This window comes from Halorhabdus amylolytica (assembly GCF_004944975.1).
GTDB classification, from domain to species: Archaea; Halobacteriota; Halobacteria; order Halobacteriales; family Haloarculaceae; genus Halorhabdus; species Halorhabdus amylolytica.
On sequence record NZ_SPQG01000001.1, the window covers coordinates 175,778 to 188,077 of the forward strand.

Sequence of the window (12,300 nt, forward strand, 5' to 3'; positions counted from 1 at the left end):
GGAAAGCCGGGGTATGCTGACGGCGCGGGCGCCGGCCACGAGCGCGAACCTCGGCAGCGGCTTCGATGTCTTCGGGATCGCACTCGAACGGCCAGCCGATGTCGTCCGCGTCGAGCGCGCCGAGAAGACGACCATCGAGGTTACCGGGGCCGGCAGCCAGTACATCCCCGAGGATCCCGAGAAGAACACCGTGGGGGCCGTCGTCGACGCGCTCGACGCACCCGCCCACATCAAGATCGATAAGGGAATCCGGCCCGCGTCCGGCCTCGGTTCTTCAGCTGCTAGCGCCGCTGCCGCGGCGGTCGCGCTGAATGAACTCTACGATCGCGGGAAGTCCCGGAAGGAACTCGTTCCGATCGCCGCCGAGGGAGAGGCAGTCGTCTCCGGGGACGCACACGACGACAACGTCGCCCCGGCGATCCTCGGAGGGTTCACGATCGCGACGCCGGGCGGCGTCACACAGATCGATGCTTCGGTCTCGCTGGTCGCCTGTCTCCCCGAGATCGTCGTCTCGACGCGCGATGCTCGACGGGTGGTGCCCAGCGAGACATCTGTCGACCAGCTCGTCGAGACCGTCGGGAACGCCGCAACGCTCACCAGCGGGATGCATCGCGATGATCCCGACCTCGTGGGGAGAGGGATGGAAGACAGCGTTGTCACACCTGCCCGAGCGAAGCTGATCGATGGATACGACGCCGTCCGCGAACGGGCGCTTGATGCGGGTGCGACGGGCGTCACGATCAGCGGTGCCGGCCCGGCCGTACTGGCCGTCTGTCGACCGGGCGATCAGCGCGGCGTCGCTTCGGCCATGCTCGACGCCTTCGAGGAAGCAGATGTCGACGCACGGACCTACCAGACGCGGATCGGCGACGGCGCGACACTGTACTGAACGAGTGACTCGAGACGAAAAGACATCTTACTGGACGGCGATAGGGCCCGGATCAGGCGTCCGGATCGTCACTGCGTGACGTGACCGTTTCGCCAGTCGTCTCCTTGACCTGGAATCCCCCGGTTTCGGCCCGTCCGGAGAGTTCCCGCTGTGGGAACGGGATCTTGATCCCCTCCCGTTCGAAAGCTGCCTTCACCCCGGTAACGACGCCGGAGACTGCGTTCCACTTCCGCGGCGGAGTGGGGTGATCTATCCAGAAACGCATTTCGAGGACGACCGCCGAGTCGCCGAATTTTTTCGGCACGATCTGTGGCGGCGGCCCGTCGGCGACCGAATCTACCTCCTTGATCGCTTCCAGGGCGACGGCTTTGGCGCGTTCAGGATCGCTCTCGTAATCGATACCCACGTCGACTTTGAGACGAAGGACGCCACGCCGGCTCCGGTTGACGATCGCCTCGTTGCTGACCTTGTCGTTGGGTATGACGACCACCTCGCCATCGAAGTTCTCCAGACGGGTATTGATGATCGTAATATCGGTGACAACGCCCTCTTCGCCGCCGATCTCGACCCAGTCGCCGATCGTGAACGGCCGGGAGAACATCAACACGAACCCGGCGATCAGCGAGCCGAGCGTCTGGCGAGCGGCAAGCCCGACGACGATCCCGAGAAAGCCCGCGCCGACGAGCAGCCCCTGAAGTTCGACACCCCAGAGACCAAGCGCGAGCAGCCCGCCAAACAGCAGGATAACTATCTGGCCCATCCGGACGACGATCTCCTGTTGGTGGTCGGTCATCCAGGACGCCTGTTTCCCGATCCGGCCGATGGCCTGTTTGTACTGATCGGCGATGACGTAGATCGCGCCCGCCAGTACCGCGGTTAGCAACAATTGAAAGACGAGGTCCATCGAGAGACCGCTCGATCTTATCAGTGACTCGACCGGAGTGAGAAGGTTCCAGATGATCAACAGGGCGAGTACCTCCAGGATCACCACCGCGAACTGCATGGTCCGAACGGCGAACCGTCCGATCGTCGTCGGGAGGTACTCCTCGACGACGTCGACGGCATCCGCGAGCCATCCGCCGAGCAGTCGTCGCCTCACTGTCCGACGAAGCTGTCGAACGACGAACGGAACGATCACCACCCCGACGAGGAGTGCGAGGGCGATCACGCCTGCACTGACCGCCACGCGCCACTCGACAGTCGAGAGACTCGACAGGAACTCCCCTATCTGGGAGAGTGTCGAGGCGACACTGGCCATAGTATCCCATGATACGGGGGCTCCCTTGACGGTTGCCTTCGTCGCTCGGGCAGTCCATCTTTACGACACGTCTATCAGTATCCCGGGACTGAAAATAGGGCGATTGGGGCCGACTTCGGGGATTCGACGTTCCGGTCCGCAAACGACACGACTCTCAGACGCCCCGGTCCTGCAGCTGTTCCTCTTCGGGCAGGTCGACGTTGGCGTCGCCTTTCATCCCGCCACCGATGTCCGAGGCGATCTCGGCCAGCCGCTCGGGGTCGTCGTAGTTGTTGACGGCCTCGACGATCGCTTCGCCCATGGCCTGGGGATCCTCCGCACCGAAGATACCAGACCCGACGAAGATGCCGTCACACTCGTGATACATCATCAGCGCGGCGTCGGCGGGGGTCGCGATCCCGCCCGCGGCGAAGTTGACGACCGGCAGCCGACCCATCTCGGCGGTTTCGTGGACCAGGTCGGCGGGCGCTTCGTGCTCGCGTGCCCAGGCCTCGCGTTCCTCGTGGCTCATGCCCTCCAGCTTCCGGATGGCGCCCTTGATCGTCCGCTGGTGGTGGACGGCCTGGTTGACGTCGCCCGTTCCGGCCTCGCCTTTCGTCCGGATCATCGCCGCGCCCTCGTCGATTCGTCGCAAGGCCTCACCGAGATTGCGCGCGCCACAGACGAACGGCGTCGTGAACTCCCGCTTTTCGATGTGATAGGCGTCGTCGGCGGGGGTCAACACCTCGCTCTCGTCGACCATGTCGACGCCGATGGCCTCCAGAATTTCGGCCTCCTTTGTGTGGCCGATCCGGGACTTGCCCATCACCGGAATCGAAACTTCCTCGATGATCTCCGTTACGTCCGCGGGGTCGGCCATCCGCGCAACACCACCGCGCTTGCGGATGTCCGCCGGGACGGCCTCCAGGGCCATGACGGCGACCGCACCCGCGTCCTCGGCGATACGGGCCTGTTCCGGGCTGACGACGTCCATGATGACGCCGCCTTTCTGCATCTTCGCGAAGCCGCGCTTGACGAGTTCGGTACCCCGACGCAGGTCTTCGAGATCGGTTTCCGTCATTGTTTCCGGGTTGGCTATGGATTCACTTAACGAGTCGCTTTCGCGCGTCGGAAGGTGAGTCAGAGTGATCTGTCCAGCAGCACCCGATCACTCGTCGCTGTCGGACTCCGACTCGCGCCAGAAGAGCTCCTCAACAGTCGTATCGAAGAACTCGGCGAGATCGAAGGCGAGTTCGAGCCGTGGGTCGTACCGTCCCTGTTCGATTGCGCCGATAGTCTGTCGCGTCACGTCGAGGGCCTCGGCGAGATCCTCCTGGGTCAGATTGCGTTTGACCCGTCGAACTTCGATGTCGTTATCCATGCGTTCAGACCGTCAATTGTGCATCTGCAAGTAGCGGAACGCCCCGTACCAGCCGAACAGACCGATGCCAGTGACCGCCGCCAGGGTCGCCTCTCCCGAGAACGTGTACACACCGAACTCTCGGGCCCATAGCAGCGCACCGCCGAGTACCACAATCGCCATCAGAACCCAAAACGCGGCCTTGTACGCTAGCAACTGCATCCGCTCGTCGGTCTGAGTGACTGTCGTCTCCGTCTCCCGGCGATGGATCCAGTAGACGACAGCCGGAATCAAAAACACCAGAAACGCCATCTGGGCGGTGTCACCTGTTCCGAGAAAAGGTGTGATCCCGACCGAGCCCAGGCCAACACCCAGAAACGTCGCCACGAGCGCCAGTGTCCGTCGCCGCGAAACGTAACCTGCCTGCCAGCGGAATGCGACCGCTCCTGACAGCCCGACGAGGACACCGCCCACGAGCGTCAGGCCGACTCCCGGCAGATAGCTGAGGCTCGATTCCAGTACCAGCGCGTAGCCGGCACCGAACGCTGACACCCCGACCGCGAACAGCCCAATTGCCACCCATGTGTCGCGCTTCATATGTGAAGGTTGTTTTCCGCTATGTTAATGAAGCTTTCCATTGCCGGACCACGTGTGATCCTCGGTTTTATCCAGCGGAACGTGACCAGATGCAGGCGTGTTCGATCTCGGCATCAGAATCGCTTTCGCCCCGGAAGCCACCTTGCTCGCCGTTAGCGCCATCGCGGGCGGGATCTGCCTGGGGACGATCAGTGGGCTGACGCCCGGCTTGCACGCCAACAACTTCGCGCTGTTACTGGCGGGGGTCGCCCCAAGCGTGCCGCTTCCACCGCGATTGATCGGCGCAGCGATGCTCGCCGCGGGCGTCGTCCACACGTTCCTGGATTTCGTGCCCGCGCTGGCACTCGGCGTCCCGGACCCGGCCATGGCCGCCTCGGCGCTTCCCAGTCATCGCCTCGTCCTCGGCGGTCGCGGCCGTGAAGCGCTCCGACTGTCAGCGCTCGGAAGTGGACTGGCAGTCGTCTTCGCGCTGCCGCTTGCGATCCCGGTGACGCTCGCGATGCTCGAAATCTATCCCGTACTCGCCGAGCGGCTGCCCGTCGTCCTGACGATCATTGCCGCGGCGGTGATCGCAACCGAGCCGACGAATCACGCTCGCAAGGCCGCGCTGCTGTCGTTCGTCGTCAGTGCACTCCTCGGGGTAATGACACTGAACGTGCCTGCCGATGGCATCCTCTCGGTCGGCAGCATGCTCGCGCCGCTGTTCGGCGGACTGTTCGGTGCGCCAGTACTGATCGACGCGATGCGTGGATCCGGCGTCCCGAGACAGGACGATCCGGCCGTCCGGACGACGCGGACGTCGGTCGGTGGTCTCGCATTACTGGGCACCGTCTCGGGGGCGATCGTCGGCTACCTTCCGGGCGTCTCCAGCGCCATCGCGGCAACGCTGGCACTGGTCAGTGCCCCGTCGAAGTACGGCAGCCGCGGGTTCGTCGTGACCACGAGCGGCGTCAATACGTCGAACACCCTCTTTGCGCTCTGTGCATTGCTCGCCTTCGGCAACCCACGGACCGGGGTGCTGGTCGCGCTCGATCGCTCAGGTGCGCCGCTGGCCTGGCCGCTTCTCGTGGCGGCCGTTCTCATCGCCGCGGCAGTCGGATTCGTCCTCGTCGTCGTGGTCGGCGACTGGTACATCGGGGCTGTCCGACGACTCGATCACGTCCGGCTGTCTGCCGGCGTGCTCGTCGTGCTGGCAGTGCTCTCGGGGCTGTTCGCCGGTCTGATCGGCGTCGCCGTCTACGGTGTCAGTACCCTGATTGGCCTGATCCCTGCCAGATTGGGTGCTCGGCGTGTCTCGCTGATGGGAGTGTTGATCGGGCCGTTGATCCTGGGTGTGTGAGCGTGTCGACGATCGGTTTTCGACTGGAGGTCAGTAATCGACCGATTTCCCTTCCGATTTCAATTTTTCATACGTTCGATGGTGATCTGGATAAGCTATCGCATCGAACTACCGACGATCCGGGCCATCAATCCGAGAAGAAAATGACGCTGATTGCTGTTAGCAAGTATATTGTCAGGTCAGGAAGAGGGGCCTACCGTAGTCCGTTGATAGCTGCGTTCATGACCCGATCATCAGTGTCGATGCGGCGACCCCGAAGAATCTCGTCCGCACGTTCATCGTCGATCTCGGCACAGACTTCACAGACTGCAAGTCTGATCTCGGCATCGTCAGCGGCGGCGTGGCGCTCAAGAAGTGTGAACGCTTGATCAGGGACGCCATCGGACTGAAGGTCGTCACCCAGTTCACGGATCTCGGCCGCTGTCAGGTCGTCATTTTCGAGATCTGTGAGCCGTGCTTCGAGAGACGCCGCTTCTCGTTCGTTTTTCGGTTGATCAGCGCCCGATGAACGCTCTTCCGAGGGATCTGTCTCCGATAGTTCTTCGTCCTCTGGCGGCGATTCCGTTGCCGTTGCTGTATCTGTTGACGCCTGGGCTGCCGTCGTTTCGTCCACCGACGTATCCGGATCTACCGCCCCCTTCGATGGAGAGCCGGCTGTAGAAACTGTATCCGTTGCAGATGGAGTCTCAGTGGAAGCGGTGGTTTTCTCGTCATTCACCGAACGGGGTTCGGGGGAAGATGTTGTCTCCGTTGGATCCACGGACGCCGTCGATTCTTCTGCCCGAGCAACGTCATCGACTGATCCCGGGTTGAAAACGGCGTGGCGCCCTTTCCATCCGGCACGGAGAATCCCACCGAGCAGTGCGAATTGACCGAGAGTAATGAGAAACAGCAGTGGCTGGTCGAATCCCGGAGATTCTCCCACGAAAACGCCAAACGTAGGAAGGATTCCGATAAACGAAACGAACGAGCCGAGTGTGAAGATCAGTGCGAACGCGAACGCGATGCCCCATGTGACTTTCCTCCGAACGCGGGCGACCACCGCAAAGAGACCGGGCAAGAGTGCGACCTGGAAGGAACCCACCAACAGATCCCCGATGGAGATGTACTCCAATGCACCGACACTCAGGACGATCAGAATTGGGATGAAGAATGAATACCCGGTGTATGCCGCGTAAAAAGTCTTGAAACGACCAAATTGACGTTCAACATCGGCATCCGGAAGCGCTTGCTCCGGCTCCTCGGAATCGTGTCGTGTTTCCTCCAAAGGAGGTTGCTCCCTGTTTACTTCCTGTTGATGGGTTGGTGACTCCGACCGGTCGTTGGCCGCTGCTTCGGCAGTCTCTCTGGCAGTACTCGTGGCACCAGCAGCTGCGTTTGCAGCCTTGCGCGAGCCACCGACGAGTTTGAGGATCGCTGTTTTGATTTTCCGAAACACTGACAACGCGATGAAGAGGGGTGCGAGGGCGCTCTTGATCGGCGCCATCAACAATCGTTTGAGCATGGTTTAGATGACTTCGGGATATTGTGATTCGTCCACACCCAGCGTCTCTAGCAGGGCCCCTGCCGGCGGAACCTCCTCTGCCGATGTGGCGGTGGCGACTTCCTGAAGCACACCTTCGAGTTCGTCCAGTCGGTCGGTGACTTTCTCGAGGTTGAGAATCCGCGGAGTGAGAGACAGATACGTCGACTCCTCGACTTCGATGAGGTCCTCTCCATCCATGGTTGGCATCGACCCGTCGCCGAGTTCCAATCGACCAAGGCCAGTGACAGTGACTGGCGTGACCAGTTCGAGTTCACCTTCCACGATGGCCTGTGGTAACACTGTCGAGAGTTGCTCTAGTTTCGTCTCACCATATGACTTGAACGTATAACAGAGTGAATCCTGTGCAGTTAGTTTCCGTTCAGCGGTGACGACGCCGATGACCGCACAGTTTTCGAGAATGACGTCCATCCCGACGACGTTTCCGTAGACGATTGCGTTTTTGAGCCGGATCCGAGTACCAGTTACCGTGCCATGCACAGTCATTCCGGATCCGACGACTTTTCCGTCGGTTCCGACTTCCCCCTGAACGGTCCCACCCTCGAATTCGACGCTCTCGGATCCCATCACGGATCCTTCGACAGTCCCACTTTCAATAGCGACAGTTTCCCCGTAAACGCTTCCCTGAACAGTCGCCCCGTCGTAAATCCTGACCGGCCGCCCGATCTCCGCTTTGGTAGTTGGGACGATCTTGCCGTCGTATGTCTCTCCCGCTTCGACGACAGCACGCGTTTTTTCTATCGAAGCCATTCAGGACCCCCCTTCCGTCGCGACGGTGATTTGCTCCCCTACCGCATCGTTTACCGTCTCATCGTACGAGAGAAGGGGTCGACCGTCTTCGATGTGTGATTCGAGGGAGTTTGTGATCGTCGATCCGTCGACGGTTTTGGTATCCGTATGCTGGAGGTCTGTCCGTCCGGTCAGTTGATCCATTCCGGGAAGAGGATCGAGTGAGACCGACACAGGACCGTCTTGGGAAGTCGTTTGGGAGGGCGCAACGACGTGTTGCTCGGTACCGTCTCCTGTCTCGACAGTAACGACGTAGTAAGGTACCTGGATCGTCACCGGTTCCGAGCGTGGGAGGTCGAAGTCCGTTCGAGTCTGTCGAATGCGATCGACGAGTTCGTTCTGCTGGCTGACGAAATCGTGAATATCCGCGATCACTTCACCCGTCGTCGACTCGATCTGGTCGTGGCGTTGCCTTTCTGTCACTTGATTCTGTGACTGGAGGTTCCGCCACGTCGTCGTAACGTGCTCGACGAAGGGTTCCTCGATACCGTCCTCGAACTCGTCTTCGTCGATTTCGAAGATATGCGCACCGAGATCTCTGATGCGCTTTGCGGCCTTATCGTCGAGTTCCTCGTGCTTTCGTTCGTACCGCTCACCGATCCGTTCCAGTTGACGCTCCAGTTCGTCCCGTTCGGCCTCGATTCGATCCTGTTCCGCAGTAATCTGGGGCTTTATTTCCCGCACCTCCGCGACACGTTCCATCATTTTGATTTCGGCCTGTGCCTGGATCGTGTCGCCGATCGCTTCAATGATCTCTTCGACGCCGTTAGTGATGGCCGTATGGACCTTCTCTACCTCGCCCCTGACTTCTTTAATCGACTTGAGAATGTCCCCAGCCGTTCTGTGGATCTTCTTCAGGATCGGATGCAGATCGTCGTTTCCAGCCATCTCAGGCTCCCCTCCGTTCGGGCCGGTTCTCGTTGTTCCGTTCGATTGCGTTGACGACTCTTGCGGTGTTGACGTTTTCCGCTACCTGTTTTCGAGCTGCTCGATTCTCCTGAAGTGCCTGTTGAGCGGCGAGGAACTCACGCTGTCGCTGTCGTTCCTCCTCACGCATCATCTCGGCTTTCTTTTCAGCCTGCTTTTCTGCCTCTTCGATCCGATCTTCCACGATACCTTCTGTTTCTTCCAGCACGCGCTCGGTTTCTGCATCGATCTCTTCGAACGCTTCAGCGACGTCCCGTTCGAACTGATCTAATCTCTGTTCGTTTATCCGTTCGTATTTGTCCATGAGATCACTCATGACCTCGACGGTGCCTTGCTTTGCACGGGCCTCCGTCTGTAGATCCCGAATCTTCGATCGAATGTCCTTGATCCGTTCCTCGACGGTCCGAATCTCCTCTCGTTGTTGTTCGTACTCCCGTTCTTTCAACTCGGCTTTTTGATCCTCGATCGATTCGTAAATCTGCCGGCGCTCGTCGTCTTTTTCGATCCAGAGTTGCTCCCAGACATCGAGAACGATATCGTCCCGAATCCGGTGGCGGGGAATCCCTTCCGATGGTGCGAACGACGACCGGCACGTCTGACAGTACCATTCACCGTCGTCACGCACTTCGAGACGTGATTCGATCTCGTCTCTCATACAGTCCGGACAATAGAAGTGATGAGAAACGAGTCCGAACATATCCCCTGCCGTTTGAATGTGTTCGTTGAGCAATTCTGTCGCCGTCTCCTGGAGGCCAGACAGATCGTTTGCGATGCGACGGCTCTGCTCACTCACGTTGAGCAGCACTGATTCGCCGTGATCTTCGTTGGCCATCGACTCGAATTCGTCAAACGTCTGCACCTGTTGTGCCGCCTCTTGGCGTGACAATGAGACGCCGCCGGCATCGACAACACCCTCGTCGGCTACAGATGCTAGCCGCGAAAGTGATTCGACAGCCGGATCGTCGTTTTGCAGGACTGGTGAGGTGACTTCGTGTGTCTGACTGTTCTCGATCTCGGCCTTGATCGAGTTGAGAGTCTCAACGAACTCACTTTCGACGTCCGTTTCCTCAGTCATCACGACGGGAAAATCCTGGATCGAATCGAGCGTCTGTTCGACGTTCTGAGCACGTTCGGGTTCTTCGAGGAGATTCAATTGAAACTGTTCTGACTTGATCGATTCGGTAGCATCGAAAACGACTGTCCCATCATCGTCTGGCACCAGATGACCTGTCCAATATCCCGTTTCGACTGACGAAACGGTCACGTCAGGACTTCGAGTGCGGACGTAAGCGCTGGCGCCGACTCCCGCGACGATTCCACCCCCAGCTATCAGTAATCCTATCCCCGCTTGGCCAGTCCCAACGAGCGCGATCCCCACGATAGTTGCAACAGTGGCAATCGCGAGAGCGATCTTTAAATACGACCACTGTTGTTCGTAGTGCTCTTCGAGATCGTTTCCGATCACCTCGTGGATCGCGAGCGCACGGGCTTGTTGTTCGTCCAAACGGTTTGCATCACTAAATACAACAGACGGTATCCGCATATCTGTTAGCCCCTGTCTGAACTTACATAAGTTATTCCCCGATCCATTCACTCCAATTATAGGTATATAGTAATGTAATAAATCTAATTTAAGGACATATGTAGATAGCCAGATCGGCGATATAATCTGTTGTACTCGATGAAACGTTCTGGTCATATAGTAGATGAGAAGTAATATAAAATCCGTAGATATATAGAAGAGAACATTTCACTCATCCATATTTTTGATATAAAATATTGCGGCCAAGATCATCCTTCAACTGGAGTGGAGTCGCCGAGTTGTTGAACGGGGAGTGAAAATATTCACCCGAACAGCTGTTTCAGCAATGAACTGAGAAGTTCGAGCGAACTTCGATTCGACGAATCAGGATCATTTGCGGAGATCGTTGATTTAGTTGTCTGAGAGCGCTGTACTCCTGTCGTCTCATCCGAGACATACTCTCGCTTTAGAGTCCCGGCTGTTTCCCCCTCGAGCCCGGGTGCACGTGTTCGTCGCTGCCAGGGGAATTCTTGTGAGTTGGAAGTTTGTGACTGCTCACGAATGGTATTCAGAACCCCTGGATCACTCGGATCACTGCCGAAGTTACTGCCATCGGTAAAGTCTGCGTGACCGGATCGAGTTTTGGAAGAACCACCAACTGACGTCGTATATTCGTCTTCCGGGCTACAGATCAGTGATACCGATTCGTCGAGAGCGACTGCTCGAAACAACGACGTCAAGTCACGTCGAAAGTCGAGCATCGACTCGTACCGATCATCCTTGTGAGTGGCAAGTGCCGTTCCGAGCACGCCATCGACCGCTGCCGGTAGAGTCGGATCGATCGCAGTCGGTTTCTCGGGCGCGTCTGTCAGATGGCGATCCATCATCGTCTTCGGAGATCCGGAAAACGGTGGATCTCCAGTCAACAGTTCATAGATGACGGTCCCAAGCTGATAGATGTCAGTCCGTTCATCCGGCGACCCGAGCGTCTCCGGATCGAACTGCTCCGGCGCTGAATAGCGGGGAGAAAGCCCATCGACCTCTCGGGAGTGATGGAGAAGTTGCTTGGCAAGGCCCCAATCGCTGACTTTCGGAACATCCCACGTTCGTGGCGTGGTCGTTCTGAACAGAATGTTCGCCGGTTTGAGATCAAGATGTGCGACCCCATGCCGGTGTGCGTTCCGGACGGCGTCGGCGACGCGTGCACCGATCCAGAGGGACTCACCGATCCCGGTGTTGCCGATACGATCGGTAAGATCCCTTGAATCCATATATTCGAGTGCGATCCAAGGGACTGGCGTCGTATCCCAGTCGATGACACCGACAATGCCGTCGTGATCATCGAGTTTTTCCCACGTTTCAGCTTCGGATACGACGGTCTGAAGGATCCGCTCATCGAGAGTCCCCTGAACACGAGGTTGTTTGATTGCGATCACCGTATCCGATTGTGGGTCCTCCATTTTCGTCACGTCGGCGGTCCCACCGCTTCCGATTTGGCCGCGTTCCTGTAGGGACGAAAAATCGATGTCGACTGTCGGTTTCGTTGGGATCTGTTCCGGGATCGTCGCGTATTCCGATGGGTTTAGATCCATGAATTCGAAATCACTTTCAGGAGTCAGCCGATTTGCTCGGAACCATCTCACCTGTCATTCTCCGCTCCGATGTCGAGCCAGGAATCGAATGTGGGTTCGTCTTGATGCCAACTGCCACGGGCACAGTGGCCCGCGGCTTGTCAGTGGACTCGCCGCGTCGTGCCGAACGTCCTGTTCGGTGTTCACGGGTCTGCATTCCTGACTTCGGGGCCGGTTGACTGCGGCCCGTGATCGACGACAACTGTAGGCCGACGACTACTATCAGAATGATTGGATTCCAGGATGATACAAATTGTGGATAGTTCGGCCAGTGTCGGCCTCCTCCCCGCCCACGGTGGGGCGAGGAATCCGTCTTGCTACCTAGTTTGAAACGATGCGAACTTGTGATCATGTGTGTGATACAGTCTCGCCGTAAATAGTATTTCTCCCAGCGATTTCTCTGGATTGGACGAGACTGCACTGACAAGTGAAAAATGACCCGTATCTGGTTCACCGCCGGTGGATT

11 protein-coding genes are annotated in these 12,300 nt (G+C 58.6%); 2 read left to right on the forward strand and 9 right to left on the reverse strand.

Annotated features, from left to right (window positions below; genetic code table 11):
* Positions 1-13 precede the first annotated feature (13 nt).
* Positions 14-889, forward strand: a complete 876-nt coding sequence (locus tag E3374_RS00890) for a homoserine kinase (protein WP_136686752.1) — start codon at positions 14-16, stop codon at positions 887-889.
* A 52-nt stretch (positions 890-941) separates the two neighbouring features.
* On the opposite strand, the gene E3374_RS00895 is transcribed toward E3374_RS00890, so the two are convergent.
* The 4 genes from E3374_RS00895 to E3374_RS00910 all read right to left on the reverse strand — a co-directional run bounded on the left by E3374_RS00895 (position 942) and on the right by E3374_RS00910 (position 4,083).
* On the reverse strand, positions 942-2,147 hold the full coding sequence (locus E3374_RS00895; protein ID WP_136686754.1) for a mechanosensitive ion channel family protein: 1,206 nt from the start codon (positions 2,145-2,147) through the stop codon (positions 942-944).
* 154 nt (positions 2,148-2,301) lie between these two features.
* Positions 2,302-3,207 (reverse strand): pyridoxal 5'-phosphate synthase lyase subunit PdxS, encoded by a 906-nt coding sequence (gene pdxS, locus E3374_RS00900; RefSeq protein WP_136686757.1) that lies wholly within the window; start codon positions 3,205-3,207, stop codon positions 2,302-2,304.
* 87 nt (positions 3,208-3,294) lie between these two features.
* Positions 3,295-3,507, reverse strand: a complete 213-nt coding sequence (locus E3374_RS00905) for a helix-turn-helix transcriptional regulator (protein ID WP_136686758.1) — start codon at positions 3,505-3,507, stop codon at positions 3,295-3,297.
* 12 nt (positions 3,508-3,519) lie between these two features.
* Positions 3,520-4,083 carry a hypothetical protein gene (locus E3374_RS00910; RefSeq protein WP_136686760.1) on the reverse strand — a complete coding sequence of 188 codons (564 nt, stop codon included), beginning with the start codon at positions 4,081-4,083 and terminating at the stop codon, positions 3,520-3,522.
* Between the two features lie 97 nt (positions 4,084-4,180).
* On the opposite strand from E3374_RS00910, the gene E3374_RS00915 reads away from it, so the two are divergent.
* The gene (locus tag E3374_RS00915; RefSeq protein WP_136686762.1) at positions 4,181-5,422 is read left to right on the forward strand and encodes a tripartite tricarboxylate transporter permease; all 1,242 of its coding nucleotides are present in this window, start codon (positions 4,181-4,183) and stop codon (positions 5,420-5,422) included.
* A 193-nt stretch (positions 5,423-5,615) separates the two neighbouring features.
* Here the strand turns inward: E3374_RS00915 and E3374_RS00920 are convergent, their stop codons facing one another.
* The 5 genes from E3374_RS00920 to E3374_RS00940 all read right to left on the reverse strand — a co-directional run bounded on the left by E3374_RS00920 (position 5,616) and on the right by E3374_RS00940 (position 11,795).
* Entirely contained in the window at positions 5,616-6,035 is a 420-nt protein-coding gene (locus tag E3374_RS00920; RefSeq protein ID WP_136686764.1) for a HEAT repeat domain-containing protein, read from the reverse strand.
* A gap of 894 nt (positions 6,036-6,929) precedes the next feature.
* Positions 6,930-7,715 (reverse strand): hypothetical protein, encoded by a 786-nt coding sequence (locus tag E3374_RS00925; protein ID WP_136686766.1) that lies wholly within the window; start codon positions 7,713-7,715, stop codon positions 6,930-6,932.
* The gene (locus E3374_RS00930; protein WP_136686768.1) at positions 7,716-8,642 is read right to left on the reverse strand and encodes a hypothetical protein; all 927 of its coding nucleotides are present in this window, start codon (positions 8,640-8,642) and stop codon (positions 7,716-7,718) included.
* Between the two features lies 1 nt (position 8,643).
* Positions 8,644-10,185 carry a hypothetical protein gene (locus E3374_RS00935; RefSeq protein WP_136686770.1) on the reverse strand — a complete coding sequence of 514 codons (1,542 nt, stop codon included), beginning with the start codon at positions 10,183-10,185 and terminating at the stop codon, positions 8,644-8,646.
* Between the two features lie 341 nt (positions 10,186-10,526).
* Complete coding sequence (locus E3374_RS00940) at positions 10,527-11,795, reverse strand: serine/threonine-protein kinase (RefSeq protein WP_136686772.1); 1,269 nt, start codon at positions 11,793-11,795, stop codon at positions 10,527-10,529.
* Positions 11,796-12,300: the final 505 nt, after the last annotated feature.